This is a genomic window from Azospirillum soli (assembly GCF_017876165.1).
GTDB classification, from domain to species: Bacteria; Pseudomonadota; Alphaproteobacteria; order Azospirillales; family Azospirillaceae; genus Azospirillum; species Azospirillum soli.
Window position 1 is genome coordinate 103,688 of sequence record NZ_JAGINQ010000018.1, and the last position, 14,673, is coordinate 118,360.

The window sequence follows — 14,673 nt, forward strand, 5'->3', positions numbered from 1 at the left end:
AAGGGGCTGAACGCCTCTCTGCGTCATGGCCGGGTCGAGCCCGACCATGACGGGGTGGAGAAGTTCATATCGTCAGGATAGTCGCCCTAAACGATGTGCATCCAAGCAAACCAATCATCCAAACCAAACCGGAGGAAACGATGTACAAGACCCTTCTCATGCTGGCCGTGGGCGCCACCCTGGTGGCCTCGCCGGCCTTTGCGCAGCAGACGCTCCGCCTCGCCCACAACGCCGCGCCCGGCAACCCGAAGGCCGACGCCTCGCTGAAGTTCGCCGAACTGGTGCAGCAGAAGACCAACGGCCGCGTCAAGGTAACCGTCGGCGGCAGCGCCCAGTACGGCGACGATGTCGAGGCGCTGACCAGCATGCGCCTGGGCACGCTCGCCTTCAGCGCAAACTCGCAGGGATCGACCTCCGGCGTGGTGCCGCAGTTCGCGGTGCTCGGCCTGCCCTTCCTGTTCCAGGACCTGCCGCAGGCCTGGAAGGTGCTGGACGGCCCGGTCGGCAAGAAGCTGGGCGACTATGCCAAGGAGAAGGGGCTCGTCCTCCTGGCCCTGTGGGACAATGGCATCCGCCACACCAGCAACAACGTGCGCCCCATCGAAAAGCCGGAAGACCTGTCGGGCGTGAAGGTCCGCACCCCGCCGGACCCGATCACCGTGGACATCTTCAAGGCGCTGGGCGCCAATCCGACGCCGCTGCCCTTCTCCGAACTCTACATCGCGCTTCAGCAGGGCGTGGTGGACGGGCAGGAGAACCCGCTGATGAACATCTACTCCTCCAAGCTGCACGAGGTGCAGAAGTACATCTCGCTGACCGGGCACAAATACGAATCCACCCCGCTGCTCGCCAGCAAGATGGTGTTCGACACCCTGCCCAAGGCCGACCAGCAGGCGGTGCTCGACGCCGCGGCGGAGGCCGGCAAGTTCAACCGCGAGCTGTCGCAGAAGGCCGATGCCGAGCTGCGCGGCAAGATGGAAGCGGCCGGCGTCAAGTTCAACACGGTCGACGCCACCCAGTTCATGGCGAAGACCAAGCCCGTCTACGACAAGTGGCAGACCCAGTTCCCCGAGCTGGTGACCATGGTTCAGCAGGAGGCCGCGGCCGCGGCCAAGAAGTGATGGAACTCTCGCACCATCGCGCGATGACGGGGGCGGGCGCGCCCGCCTCCCTCATCCAACTGGCGGACACGGCCATCACCGTCGCCGCCACCGTCGTCGCCGTCGGCTCCCTGGTCCTGCTGTTCCTGTCCTTGGGGGCCGAGGTCGTCGTCCGCTACCTGACCACCCAGGGCCTGGGCTGGCCGTCGGAGATGCCGAACATCCTGTTCCCCTGGCTGGTCATGGGCGGGATCGTCCTGGCCGCCCAGCACGGGTCGCACATCTCAGTCACGCTGGTGCTCGACCTGCTCGGGCGCAGCGCCGCCCGCGCGCTGCTGCTGGGCATGCAGGTCGTGGTCGCCGCGACCTTCTTCTATCTCGCCTGGATCGGCATGGCTGTCATCGAGATCACCGGGACCGAGGTCTACCCGGTGACCGGTGTCTCGGCCCGTTGGGCCTACCTGTCGCTGATCGTCGGCTTCGCCGGCGTCGGGCTGACCGCACTGACCACCTTCGCGCGGTTGCTGATCGCCGAGGATCCCATGTCCGTCCGGGCACATGTCGCGGAGGAAGAACTATGACACTGGTCATGATGGGCGTCTTCGGCGTCCTGCTCCTGCTGGCCTTTCCGGTCGGCTACGCCCTGGTCATCAGCTCCGGCGCCGCCGTGATGACGATGGGGGCGGTCCCGACCGTCATTGCCGTGGTCAAGCTGTTCCAGCCGACCCAGAGTTTCCCGCTGCTGGCCATCCCCTTCTTCATCCTCTCCGGCGCCCTCATGATGAGCGGCACGCTGGGCCAGAAGCTGGTGCGCTTCGCCGCCGCGCTGGTCGGGCGCTTCCCCGGCGGGCTGACGCAGGTGACGGTCGTCGGCTCCACCATCTTCGGCGGCGTTTCCGGCTCCGCCGTGGCCGAGGCCTCGGCGCTCGGCTCCATGCTGATCCCCTGGCAGAAGCGCGAGGGCTACCCGGCCGCCTTCGGTGCCGCGACCACCGCCTCCTCCTCGGTCATCGCCGGCCTGATCCCGCCGTCGATCCCGCTGATCCTCTATGCGGCGGTGTCCAACGCCTCCATCGCCTCGCTGTTCCTGGCGGGCATTCTGCCGGGGCTGATGCTGGCAGCGGGCATGATGATGGTCTGCTACGTCAGCGGGCGCGTGCGCAACTTCCCGCTGCTGGCCGACACCGGCGGCGTCAAGATGATCCTGCAAGCCACGCTCTCCGCACTGCCGGCGCTGCTGATGCCGGTGTTCATCCTGGTCCTGCTGCGCTTCGGCATCGCCACCCCGACCGAGGTAAGCGTCGTCGCCGTCGCCTACGCGATCCTGGTCAGCGCGCTGATCTACCGCGACCTGACGATCAAGCGGGTCTACGCCGCGCTGGTCGGCACGGTCATCACCACGGGCGTGGTCATGCTGGTGATCGCCGCCTCCAACCTGGTCGGCTACGTGCTGATCACCGAGGCGATCCCCAACGCGGTGGCCGAGTACGCGCAGAACGTCCTTCAGGAGCGCTGGCTGATCGTGCTGGCGATGAACCTGATCATGCTGGTGGTGGGCATGTTCCTCGATTTGCCGGCGGCGATTCTGCTGCTGGGCCCGACCTTCGTGGCGGTCGGCACGGCCATCGGCATGGACCTGATCCAGCTCGGCATCATGATGGCGGTGAACCTCTCAATCGGGCTGTTCACGCCGCCCATCGGCACCACGCTGTTCATCTCCGCCGCCATCTCGCGCGAGCCCATCGGCGCCATCGTCAAGGAGTTGTGGCCGTTCTACATGGTGGCGCTGACGGTGCTGGGGCTTGTCTCCTACGTGCCCGCGTTCACCCTGTACTGAGCCAAGAACGATAAGGGAGGAACGGGTATGGAAACGGTCGGCTTCATCGGCCTGGGCTCCATGGGCCTACCCATGGCGAAAAACCTGCTCGCCAAGGGCTTCCAGGTCCGCGGCTACGACGTGCGGGCGGAATCGGTGGCGGCGCTGGCGGACAAGGGCGGCGTGCGCGCCGCCTCCGCCGCCGAGGCCGCCAACGGCGCCGATGCGCTGGTGCTGATGGTGGTGAACGCGGCGCAGGCCGAGGCCGCGCTGTTCGACGGCGGCGCCCTGGAGGCGCTGCCGACGGGCGGGGTGGTGGTGCTGATGGCGACCTGCCCGCCGGGCGCCGTCGAGGCGCTGGCGGCGCGCGTCGAGGCGGCCGGACGGCGCTTCGTCGATGCCCCGGTGTCCGGCGGGGTGGTCGGCGCGGTGGACGGCACGCTCACCATCATGGCGGCGGCCCCGCGCGCCATTTTCGAGGCGACGAAGCCCGTCCTCGCCGGGATGGGCGACAAGCTCTTCCACGTCGGCGAGCGGCCCGGCCAGGGCGCCACCGTCAAAACGGTCAACCAACTCTTGTGCGGCGTCCACATCGCCGTGGTGGCCGAGGCCTTCGCGCTGGCCGCCAAGGTCGGTGTCGACCTGAACATCCTGCTGGAGATCATGGGCGGCTCGGCCGCGTCAAGCTGGATGCTGAAGAACCGGGGTCCCCGCATGCTGGAGGGCGAGCCGGAGGTGACCAGCGCCGTGGACATCTTCGTCAAGGATCTGGGCATCGTGCTGGAGGCCGGCCGCGACGCCAAGGCGGCGCTGCCGCTGGCCGCCGTGGCGCACCAGCTGTTCCTCGCCACCTCCGGGCGCGGCGAGGGCGCGGTCGACGACAGCCAAGTCATCCGCACCTACCACGCCATGAACGGGACTCAGCGGCCGGGCTGACGCGATCCGCCCAAGGGGCCTGAACGCCCCATCCCAAAACTCCCTTTCCGCCGCCCTCTCGGGCGCGAAGGACCTCCTATGCCTGAAAACATCGTCTTCCTCGACCACGATACCCTCGGCCCCGAGGTGTCCATGCGCCGCCCCGACGTGGCCCATGACTGGACGGCCTACGGCCTCACCGCGCCGGAACAGGTCGTCGAGCGCGCCCGCGACGCCACCATCCTGATCGTCAACAAGGTGCCGCTGCGCGAACCGGTGCTGGAGCAGTTGCCGAACCTGCGCTTCGTCGCCGTCGCCGCGACCGGCACCGACAACGTGGACGTGGCGGCCTGCCGGCGCCGGGGCATTCCCGTCGCTAACGTCCGCGCCTACGCCGTGCACACCGTGCCGGAGCACACCTTCGCGCTGATCCTGGCGCTGCGTCGCTCGCTGTTCGCCTTCCGCGAGTCCGTTCAGACCGGGGAGTGGCAGAAGGCCGGGCAGTTCACCCTGCTTACCCACCCGATCCGCGACCTGCACGGCGCCACGCTTGGCATCGTCGGCGAGGGCGCCATCGGGCAGGCGGTGGCGGCGCTCGGCCGGGCGTTCGGTATGAATGTGCTGTTCGCCGCGCACAAGGGCCGCACCGACATGGGGCCGCTCTACACGCCGTTCGACGAGGTGCTAGAGCGCTGCGACGTGCTGAGCCTGCACTGCCCGCTCACCGCCGGCACCCGCGACCTGCTGTCCGACGCCGAGTTCGCGCGGATGACCCGCCGCCCCCTGGTCATCAACACCGCCCGCGGCGGCCTGATCGACGAGGCGGCGCTGGTCCGCGCGCTGGAGGAGGGCCGCATCGCCGGTGCCGCGGTGGACGCCGTGTCCGCCGAACCGCCGCCGCTCGACCATCCCTTCATGCGCCTCACCGGCCGCCCGGACTTCATCCTCACCCCGCACGTCGGCTGGGCCAGCCGCGAGGCGCGCCAGGAGGTCGCCGACCAAGTGACATCCTGCATCGAAGCCTTCGCCGCCGGCCAGCCCCGCAACATCGTCGCCTGAGGGAAGCAGAGATAATGACCCCAGAAACCACGAACAGCGTCGATCTCCGCCGGATGGCGAACGCGATCCGCTTCCTGTCCATGGACGCCATCGAGCGCGCCGGCGAGGGCCACCCCGGCACGCCGCTGGGCGCCGCCGACATCTGCACCGCGCTCTTCACCCGGCACCTGAAATTCAACGCCGCCGACCCGCTGTGGTTCGACCGCGACCGCTTCGTGCAGTCGAACGGCCACGGCTCCATGCTGATTTACTCGCTGCTCCACCTCGCGGGGTACGGGAAGATGACGCTGGACGAGATCAAGGGCTTCCGCGTGCTGGGCTCGCACTGCGCCGGGCATCCGGAGATCGACCAGGCCTGCGGCATCGAGGTGACCACCGGCCTGCTCGGCCAAGGCATCGCCAATGCCGCCGGCATGGCGCTGGCCGAGGCGTTCCTGAACAGCCGCTTTGGCTCCGGCATCATCGACCATTACACCTACGCGCTGGTCGGCGACGGATGCCTGCAGGAGGGCGTCGGGCAGGAGGTGATCTCGCTCGCCGGGCACCTACGGCTCGGCAAGCTGATCTTTCTGTGGGACGACAACCGCATCACCGACGACGGCGACATCAACCTCGCTCTGTCCGACGACATGCCCGCCCGCTTCCGCGCGAGCCACTGGCACGTGCAGGAGGTGGACGGGCACGACATCGAGGCGGTCGCCGCCGCCATCGCAGAAGCCAAGCGCGACCCGCGCCCGTCGATGATCGCCTGCACCACCGCCATCGGCCGCGGTCTGCCGCACGAGGCCACCCGCGCCGCCCACAGCGCCCGCCTGTCCAAGGAGCACACCGACGCCGCACGCGCCCGCCTCGACTGGCCGCACCCGCCCTTCGAGATCCCGGTGGACGTGTTGCAGGCGTGGCACGACACCGGCCGGCGCGCGGTGGCAGAGCACGAGGCGTGGCACGCCCGCGTCGCCAACCTGCCTGCTGCCCAGCGCCGGGAGTTCGACCGCCTGTGCGAGGGGCGCCTGCCCGACGGCTGGAAGGACGCGCTGAACGCCTTCAAGCGCCGCGCGGCGGAGAGCGGCCACAGCGACCACGGCTACAAGCTCTCCGGCGACATCGTCGAAATCCTGACCGAAGCGATCCCGGAAATGCTCTCCGGCGCGCCGGACCTGGAGGGGGCGACGCTGCACAAGCGCAACCTCCCCGCCTTCACGGCGGAGGAGCGCGGCGGCCGCTACGTCCATTACGGCGTGCGCGAGCACGTCATGGGCTCGATGCTCAACGGCATGGCGGCGCATGGTGGCGTGGTGCCGAGCGGCATCACCTACCTGGTGTTCTCCGACTACGAGCGGCCGGCGATCCGCATGGCGGCACTGATGGGGTTGCCGGTAAAGTTCGTGTTCAGCCACGATTCCATCGGCATCGGCACCAACGGCCCGACCCACCAGCCGGTGGAGTTCCTGGCCGCCTTCCGCGCCATCCCCAACATGCTGGTGCTGCGGCCGGCCGACGCCGTCGAGGCGGCGGAGTGCTGGGAGATCGCCATGGAACACCGGAGCGGCCCTGTCTCGCTGGTCTTCTCCCGCCAACCGCTGGAGACGGCACGGTCCGACGCCACGGAAAACCTATCGCGCCGCGGCGCCTATGTGCTGGAGGAGGCGGAGGGCGGCCCGCGCCGCGCCACGCTGCTCGCCACCGGATCCGAGGTCGCCATCGCGCGGGAAGCCCGCCGCATCCTCCAGGCCGAGGGCATCCCGACCGCCGTGGTCTCCATGCCCTGCTGGGAGCTGTTCGAGGAGCAGGACGCCACCTACCGCCAGCAGGTGATCGGACGCTGCACGATGCGGGTCGGCGTCGAGGCCGCCATCCGCCAGGGCTGGGACCGCTGGATCGGCGAGGACGGCGGTTTCGTCGGCATGAGTGGCTTCGGCGCCTCAGGGCCGGTGCCGGATCTCTATACACACTTCGACATCACGCCCGAGCGTGTGGCCGCCGAAGTCCGTAAACGGCTTTGACGCCACGGAACCGACTTTCCATCGCAGCCAGTCCGCCGCAGCGAAATGGCGCCGGCACCGGATAGCCTAGCCAGGAACGCACTGCGATAGGGCAACGGCTGCGGTGGATCGGCTTCAGGAGTGTAGCCATCGGAGGCGGATTGTCCGCTCGTGGCGCAAAGCGGACCCAGGTGGGCAGAACCGCGTGGCCGTTTCTGCCGCTGCCTCAAGCCGCTCTCTGCCTATTTGAAAAGATCGGTGCAGTTGGAGTTCAATGTGGCACCCGTCCGCCCGGTTGCCGCTCGCACCGCCGGAAGCTTGTGGGCGGGCAAGTTGTCCATCACCACGACGTTTCGGGGGCTCAGCGTCGGCCCCAGAACAAGCTCGACATAGGTGAGGAAGGCCACGCCGCCTCTGGCGCCGTCGAGCGTCATAGGGGCGGTAATGCCTCCGCCAAGGTCAGATCCGGTTTCACTTCGTCCAGTCCAGAATCAAATCCCGGTGCTCGTCGATCCGCTGCGAACGGACATTGCCGCCACGCTTGCCCAGGCTCAGGTCTCCGCGCTTCCGCGCAAGCGCCACCCAGTGGATTGCCAAGGAAACTCCAACCTCGAAACGCGCTGCCGCAGCCCGGCAAGACGCTCCCGCTGCGACCGCCTCCACCACACGGTGCCGAAGATCAACCGACAGTGCTTTCGCCATCCAGACTGGCCCCCTTCAACCAGTCCAAATCTTGAATCACAACCGCGCGGCCGTGGAAATCCCCGATGCAGATGCCGATCAATCCGCTCTAGCCCCGCAGCGGCGGAGCGTCGGCCGGCGGCGTGTCCACGGCCGTCCTCCACACCCGCAGACCGCATGCGGCAAAGAGAATTGTGATTAGGGGATTGAGGATGTTGAAAAAGCAATACATGGCGAAGCCGGTCGCCGACACGCCGAGCGCCGCGGCCATATAGGCCCCGCAACTGTTCCAGGGAATCAGCGGTGACGTCACGGTGGCCGAGTCCCCGACGACACGCGACAGCAGCACGGGGGCAAGGCCCCTCTTTGCGAATTCCACTTTGAACAGGCGGCCGGGCAAGGCGATCGAAATATACTGGTCCGAGGTAACGATGTTGGCGCCAATGCAGGTGGCGACCACAGCCGTCACAAGCCCGCCGACGGACCTCATCCGATGGATCACCGGATCGATCAGGCGATTGAGAAGCCCGGCATGCTCCACCGTCGCGCCGAACGAAAGCGCGGTGATGATCAGCCACACCGTGTTCATCATGCTGGACATGCCGCCCCGCGTCAGGATGACGTCGAGGGACTCGTTGCCGCTGTGTGCGACGTATCCGTTGGCGAGCGCCGCCCACACACCCTTCAGCATGGCGAGGGCAGCCGGCAGCTCCGGTGTGGCGGCGAAGGCGACGACGCGCGCCGGCTCCTGGACGACCGCCAGGATGCCGCCCGCCAAGGCGCCGAAGAAGATCGTGATGAAGGGCGGAAACCGGGCGATCGACAAGCCGAGAACGAGCAGCAACGGCGCGAAAGCCCAAAGCGACACCGTGAAATGGCTTTCGATGCCCGTCAGCATGGCAGTCGCGTCGAAATCACCGGGAGCCCCCAGCCCCGCGAAGAGAAGGACTGCGATGAGCAGGGCGGGGACCGAGGTGAACAGCGATTCCCGGATATGCTCGTAGATCCCGGATCCCGTCACCGCAGTCGCCAGATTGGCGGTGTCGGACAGCGGGGAGGCCTTGTCGCCGAAATAGGCGCCGGAGATGACCGCGCCGGCCGTGATCTCCGGCGACAGGTTCATGCTCGCCGCGACGCCCATCAGGCCGATGCCGATGGTGCCCGCCACGGTCCAGGAGCTTCCGATGCTGAAGCCGATCAGGGCGCAGATCAGCGCGGTCGTCGCGTAAAAATAGTGGGGGCTGAGGATCTGGAGACCGTAGTAGACCATCGCCACGATGGTGCCGCTGAGCGCCCAGGTGCCGATCAGCGCGCCCACCGCCAGCAGGATCATGATGGCTGCGAGACCGGTCGCGATGCCATCGACCACAGCTTGGCGCACCCCGTCCCAGGGCATCCCGTTCTTGTAGGCGATGCCCGCCGCGACGATCCCGGAGAACAGCAGAGCCACCTGATTCGGCCCTGCGGAGGCGTCCTTGCCGAACAGCAAGTAGGACAACGCGAGCAGGCCGATGAGGGCGACCATGGGAATCAGGGCGTCGAGCAGCGAGGGCCGCCGCGCCACCCGCCCTTCTCCGGTCGGTGTTGAGACGTGGTTCGCCATGGTCGCGGCCTCCCCGTGCCGACGCAGCCAACTCATCCGTGCCGAATCATCCGTGCCAAGTCATCGCCCCGAACGTCTTGTCGATCAGCGTGCCCTTTTCCCCGCGCACGATCGCCGGAATGTCGGCGAGCGCGCCGATCGCGGCGGTTCGGCCCGTGGACATCGCGAACCGGCACGCGGCGTCCACCTTGGGTCCCATGGACCCGGCCGGGAAGGTGTGCCGGCCCATCGCCTCCGGACTCGCGCGGTGGATGGCCCGCGCCTCCGGCGTTCCCCAGCCGAGGAACACGGCCTCGGCATCCGTCGCCATGATCAGGAGGTCGGCGTCCAGCTCGCGCGCCAGCAGCTCGGAGCAGAGATCCTTGTCGATCACCGCCTCGACGCCGACCAGCGTGCGCTCCTTGCCCGGCTGGTACATGGTGGGGATCCCTCCGCCACCGGCGCAGACCACGACGGTTCCCTGGTCCAGCAGCCAGCGGATCGGCCGGATCTCGAAGATGCGCTTGGGGGCCGGCGACGGCACGACCCGCCGCCAGGACGCGCCGTCCGGCTTGAACACCCACCCCTTCTCGGCCGCGATGCGTTCGGCCTCGGCGGCGCCGTAGACCGGCCCCACGAACTTGGTCGGATCGCCGAACGCCGGGTCGTCGCCATCGACCTCCACCATGGTCAGCAGAGTGGCGAAAGGCACCTCGAACGGCAGCAGGTTGCCCAACTCCTGTTCGATCATGTAGCCGATCATCCCCTCGGTCTCGGCACCCAGGACGTCCAACGGGTAAGCCTCGTCCGGCCGGTAGGCCGCGCCCTGGAGCGCCAGCAGGCCGACCTGCGGCCCGTTGCCGTGGCTGACCACGAGCTGGTGCTCCCGAGCGACGGGAGCCATGGCTTCGGCGGCGACGCGGACGTTGCGGCGCTGCACGTCGGCGGTCATCGGCTCGCCGCGTTTCAGCAGAGCGTTGCCACCCAGAGCGACGACGACGCGCATGGCCTCATTCTCCCAGCGTGGCGACGAGAAGCGCCTTGATCGTGTGCATGCGATTCTCCGCCTGCTCGAAGGCGATGTTCGCCTCAGACTCGAACACCTCGTTGGTCACCTCAAGCCCGTTGGGCATGCCGTAGTCCTCGGCGATCTGCCGGCCGAGCGTCGTCTCGGTGTCGTGGAAGGCTGGCAGGCAGTGCATGAACTTGACCTGTGGATTGCCGCTGGCCGCCATCAGCTCCGGGTTGACCTGATAGGGCTTGAGCAGCGCGATCCGCTCCCGCCACACCTCCTTGGGCTCGCCCATCGAGACCCAGACGTCCGTGTGGATGAAATCGACCCCGGTCACCGCTTCGGCCGTGTTGTCGGTGATCGTCAGCCGCGCGCCGGATGCAGCCGCGAGCCGCTGGGCGGTGGCGGTGTACTCCTCCGACGGCCACAGGCTTTGCGGCCCGCAGATCCGTACGTCCATGCCCATCAGGCAGCCGACGATCATCAGGGAATGCCCCATGTTCGACCGGGTGTCGCCGACATAGGCGTACTTGATGTCGGTGATCGGCTTGTCGCTGTACTCGCGCATCGTCATGACGTCGGCGAGCATCTGGGTCGGATGGTATTCGTCGGTGAGGCCGTTGTAGACCGGAACGCCCGCGTACTTGGCCAGCTGCTCCACGCCGCCCTGCGCCGAGCCGCGATACTCGATGGCGTCGTACATCCGGCCGAGGACGCGCGCCGTGTCCTTGAAGGATTCCTTGTGGCCGATCTGCGAGCCGGCGGGGTCGAGGTAGGTGACGTTGGCGCCCTGGTCGTAGCAGGCGACCTCGAAGGCGCAGCGCGTACGCGTCGATGTCTTTTCGAAGATCAGGCAGATTTCCTTGCCGCGCAGGTGCTGCTGCTCGGTCTTGGCGTACTTCGCGCGCTTGAGGTCGCGCGCCAGGTCGAGCAGATAGCGAAACTCCCGTGGCGCGTAGTCCTGGACGGTGAGCAGCGAACGGTTGCGCAGATTGAAGCTCATGATTCCCTCCTCGCTGGCGGCGTTTCGTCAATAGGCGGGTTCCCGCCAAATCGGGCAGGTCATGCAATGGCCACCGCCCCGGCCGCGGCCGAGTTCCGCCCCGCGGACGGTGATGACCTCGACGCCGGCCTTGCGCAGCAGCGTGTTGGTGTGGGTGTTGCGGTCGTAGGCCACGACCACGCCGGGTTCGAGGGCGACGACGTTGTTGCCGTCGTCCCATTGCTCGCGCTCCGCCTCGTAGGCGTTCCCGCCGGTGCCGACGACGCGGAGCCTGGGGTAACCCAGCGCCTCGGCCGCGACCTCCAGCAGCGGCCTCGCCTCGGGCCGCACTTCGAAACGCCCCTCGTCGTCCAGGGGATAGGCGCTGTAGCAGCGGATCTGGTCCACGACCTCGCGGAAGACCGTCACCAGATCGCGGTCGCAGAACGTGAACACCGTGTCCAGGTGCATGGCCGCGCGGCTCTTCGGCATCAGGCAGGCGATGATCCGCGACGCCGCCTTGTTGCGGAACAGCGCGCGGGCAACCTGACCGACCGCCTGACGGTTGGTGCGTTCGCCCATGCCGATAAGGACGATCCCCTTGCCGACCGGCATCACGTCGCCGCCTTCCAGGGAGGCGCCGGTGAAGTCCTCGTCCGAATCGCCCCACCAGATCGTGAAGCCGCCGTTGCGGAAGCGGGGGTGGAACTTGTAGACCGCCCGCTGCAGCAGCGTCTCCGGCTTGCGGGCCGGCCAGAACATCGGGTTGCAGGTCACGCCGTTGTAAATCCAGCAGGACGGGTCCCGCTGGAACAGCGTGTTGGGGATCGGCGGCAGAACGAAGTCGGTGCCGCCGAACGCCTCGTGCAGCAGCACGCTTACGGTGTCGTCGGGCAGATCCGATATGGCGATGCCACCGATGAGATGGGCGGCGAGCTGCGTGGACGGCATTTCGTCCAGCCAGGGGCGCATGACCTCCGTGGCGGCGACGCCGACGGTGTTGGCGGTGACGCGGCGGTCGAGCACGAACGCCCGTGCCTGGGGATCGTTGAGCGTCTCCGCGAGCAGTTCGTGCAGGTCCAACACCTCGACCCCGCGCTCCTGCATCTTCAGCACGAGGTCGTGGTGGTCTTTCTGCGCCTCGTGCACCCAGATCACGTCGTCGAACAGAAGGTCGCGGCAGTTGCTGGGGGTGAGGCGCTGATGCGCCATCGACGGCCGGCAAACCAGGACGGTCCGCAGCCTGCCGACTTCCGAATGCACGCCGACTTCAAACATGACGCATCTCCCTGGATTTTTTGGGGGGCCTGCTTTGCAGGCCTTGGCCGTTACAGTGGGGCCGTTACAGCGGACTGATCTTGCCGATCCACATGAGCCAGGCGGCGAGCAGGGCGAGCACGATGATGAGCGCCGCGATGATCGCCTCCACGCCGGTGAAGGCACGCTCTCCGCATTCGCGCCGCGCCCTGAAATAGACCAGGATTCCCGGCGCGAAGAGGACCGCGCACATCAGCAGGTATTGAAGGCCGGCCGCGTAGACGAGCCACAGGCCGTAGGCCGTCGCCAGCGCGCCGATCAGGATGTCCTTCGTCCGCGATTCAGCGCCGTAGCCCTCGCCGGTCAGGGCCAGTTTCAACGCGTAGGCGCCGGACAGGACATAAGGGGGAAGAATCGCAACCGAAGCGATGAAGTAGAAGAACTGGTACGCGCTGCGCGATAGGAAGGTGAGCGCGAGGAAGAACTGGATCAGGAGATTGGTCGCCCATAGCGCGTTCACCGGCGACCCGTTGGCGTTCTCCCTGGCGAACCATTTCGGGAAGGTCCCGTCACGGCCGCAGGTGTAGGGGATTTCGGCGCACAGAAGCGTCCAGGACAGGAACGCGCCGCCGACCGAGATCACCAGACCGATGTTGATCAGGGCGGCACCCCACGGGCCGACGAGGGACTCGAACACGCCCGCCATGGAGGGCACCTTGAGGTCGGCGAGTTCGGGCTGCCGCAGAACGCCCGTCGCCAGCAGCGACACCAGCACATAGATTCCCAGCGCACCGACGAACCCGATCACGGTCGCCCGCCCAACGTCGGAGCGGCGGGCCGCGCGGGCGGAATAGACGCTGGCGCCTTCGATGCCGATGAACACCCACAGGGTCACCAGCATGGTGCTCTTCACCTGCTCCACGACCGGGCCAAGGCCGCCGCTCCCAGATCCGGTGCCGCCGGACCCGGTGCCGGCCCCCCAGAAATCCACCGTGAAGCGATCCCAATGAAAGCCCACGATGGCTACCAGGATGAACAGGAACAGCGGCACCAGCTTGGCGATGGAGGTGACGACGTTCACAAAGGCCGCCTGCTTGATGCCGCCGAGCACGAGCGCATGGATCAGCCACAGGCACAGCGACGCGCCGATGATGGAGGGCAGGTTGTTGCCGTCCCCGAAGATGGGGAAGAAGTGGGACAGCGCCGAGAAGATGGCCACCGCGTAGGCCACGTTTCCGAGAAAGGCGCTCAGCCAGTAGCCCCAGGCGCTGTTGAAGCCGACGAACGGGCCGAAACCGGCCTTGGCGTAGGCGTAGGGGCCCGCGTTAAGGTTGGGTTTGCGCACGGCCAAGCTCTGGTACACGAAGGCGAGCATCAGCATGCCGATGCCGGTGATGAGCCAGCCGATCAGAATGGCGCCGGGCGAAGCGCCCTTGGACATGTCCGACGGAAGATTAAAGACCCCGCCGCCGATCATCGAACCGACGACGAGCGCAACGAGCGGGAGCAAGGTCAGCTTTTGTGACTTCTGCGTCTGCGCCGCATCAGCCGTGTCCACCGGCACCAGACCGTTCACGTCCGCCGTCGTCATCGCCGTCTCCCCGCTGTTCGCCTCTCCCTGCCGTCAGGACTCCCTTCCATGGGGCCGGGGCATGTTCCTCTCCCAGGCCCGCCAGCCGCGTCCATGGGGGGCGTTGGGCGGCGAAGCTGGAGCGGAAGCCCAAATTTTAAGCGCCAGGTTGGCCATCGCAGAAGATTGATACGGTTTCCGCGTCGTCTCTGCGTCGCTCTCGACGCGGCCCAATACAAATGCTGAAAGGATGCTGCCTCAAGAACTTGCGCCCAGAGCGCCAGCAGCCGATAGTTACAGTATCTCCGTCACCGTTCTCAGTAACCCTCGGCGAAACTCACGTTTTACCGGCCTTGTTGAACAAATCCGGCCAGGGGCCTCTCTGTCGGCCTGAGGGGCGCGACAGGGGTACAGAGGCGGGCGCTGGAACCGAGCCCCCGCATGCCGTACAGGCACAACGGCTCGCGTCGCCACAAGACCCCGAAGGCCAAGGACAAAGTGGGGAACAGGCGGGAGGACCAACGGGCTTTGCGGCAGCGCGGCAGATTGACGCTCAGGGTCACCCCGAAGCGCTGGCGGCCTGAGTGCCCTTCAAGGCTGGGCGGCGGGGCCAACCACCAGCTTAGTACTACTGTGTCATAAGTTTGGTTTCTGAAGAGGGCAGGCCTGAAGGCAGCACGGGCATCTTGGCAGTCGGCGGGCCAAACGGACGGCGAT

General features: G+C 67.4%; 12 protein-coding genes and 1 pseudogene. 6 read left to right on the plus strand and 7 right to left on the minus strand.

The genetic code is table 11. The annotated features are described in order from the left end of the window. Positions 1 to 140 precede the first annotated feature (140 nt). The 6 genes from J2852_RS23650 (at position 141) to tkt (ending at position 6,893) form a co-directional block, all read left to right on the plus strand. Positions 141 to 1,121, plus strand: coding sequence for a TRAP transporter substrate-binding protein (locus tag J2852_RS23650; protein ID WP_209880468.1), 981 nt, complete (start codon positions 141 to 143; stop codon positions 1,119 to 1,121). After that, a complete protein-coding gene (locus J2852_RS23655; RefSeq protein ID WP_209880469.1) occupies positions 1,121 to 1,681 on the plus strand; it encodes a TRAP transporter small permease in 561 nt (186 codons plus the stop codon). Before J2852_RS23650 ends, J2852_RS23655 begins: the two co-directional genes overlap by 1 nt. Beyond that, positions 1,678 to 2,937 (plus strand): TRAP transporter large permease, encoded by a 1,260-nt coding sequence (locus J2852_RS23660; protein WP_209880470.1) that lies wholly within the window; start codon positions 1,678 to 1,680, stop codon positions 2,935 to 2,937. The genes J2852_RS23655 and J2852_RS23660 overlap by 4 nt, the downstream gene beginning before the upstream one ends. Before the next feature lie 27 nt (positions 2,938 to 2,964). After that, entirely contained in the window at positions 2,965 to 3,852 is an 888-nt protein-coding gene (locus J2852_RS23665) for an NAD(P)-dependent oxidoreductase (protein ID WP_209880472.1), read from the plus strand. 78 nt (positions 3,853 to 3,930) lie between these two features. Next, on the plus strand, positions 3,931 to 4,890 hold the full coding sequence (locus tag J2852_RS23670) for a D-2-hydroxyacid dehydrogenase (RefSeq protein ID WP_209880474.1): 960 nt from the start codon (positions 3,931 to 3,933) through the stop codon (positions 4,888 to 4,890). 14 nt (positions 4,891 to 4,904) lie between these two features. Further along, positions 4,905 to 6,893, plus strand: a complete 1,989-nt coding sequence (gene tkt / locus J2852_RS23675) for a transketolase (protein WP_209880475.1) — start codon at positions 4,905 to 4,907, stop codon at positions 6,891 to 6,893. Positions 6,894 to 7,114: 221 nt separating this feature from the next. Here the strand turns inward: tkt and J2852_RS23680 are convergent, their stop codons facing one another. The 7 genes and pseudogenes from J2852_RS23680 to arcD all read right to left on the minus strand — a co-directional run bounded on the left by J2852_RS23680 (position 7,115) and on the right by arcD (position 13,977). Next, positions 7,115 to 7,306 (minus strand): hypothetical protein, encoded by a 192-nt coding sequence (locus J2852_RS23680; protein ID WP_209880476.1) that lies wholly within the window; start codon positions 7,304 to 7,306, stop codon positions 7,115 to 7,117. A gap of 165 nt (positions 7,307 to 7,471) precedes the next feature. Then, positions 7,472 to 7,574: pseudogene (locus tag J2852_RS32405) on the minus strand (IS630 family transposase); the annotation flags it as partial. Positions 7,575 to 7,662: 88 nt separating this feature from the next. Continuing rightward, positions 7,663 to 9,156 carry a Na+/H+ antiporter NhaC family protein gene (locus J2852_RS23690; RefSeq protein ID WP_209880478.1) on the minus strand — a complete coding sequence of 498 codons (1,494 nt, stop codon included), beginning with the start codon at positions 9,154 to 9,156 and terminating at the stop codon, positions 7,663 to 7,665. A 46-nt stretch (positions 9,157 to 9,202) separates the two neighbouring features. After that, positions 9,203 to 10,141 carry a carbamate kinase gene (gene arcC / locus J2852_RS23695; protein WP_209880479.1) on the minus strand — a complete coding sequence of 313 codons (939 nt, stop codon included), beginning with the start codon at positions 10,139 to 10,141 and terminating at the stop codon, positions 9,203 to 9,205. A gap of 4 nt (positions 10,142 to 10,145) precedes the next feature. Then, positions 10,146 to 11,150, minus strand: a complete 1,005-nt coding sequence (locus J2852_RS23700; RefSeq protein ID WP_209880481.1) for an ornithine carbamoyltransferase — start codon at positions 11,148 to 11,150, stop codon at positions 10,146 to 10,148. A gap of 27 nt (positions 11,151 to 11,177) precedes the next feature. Continuing rightward, the gene (arcA, locus tag J2852_RS23705) at positions 11,178 to 12,407 is read right to left on the minus strand and encodes an arginine deiminase (RefSeq protein WP_209880483.1); all 1,230 of its coding nucleotides are present in this window, start codon (positions 12,405 to 12,407) and stop codon (positions 11,178 to 11,180) included. 64 nt (positions 12,408 to 12,471) lie between these two features. After that, on the minus strand, positions 12,472 to 13,977 hold the full coding sequence (gene arcD / locus J2852_RS23710) for an arginine-ornithine antiporter (protein ID WP_209880484.1): 1,506 nt from the start codon (positions 13,975 to 13,977) through the stop codon (positions 12,472 to 12,474). Positions 13,978 to 14,673 lie beyond the last annotated feature (696 nt).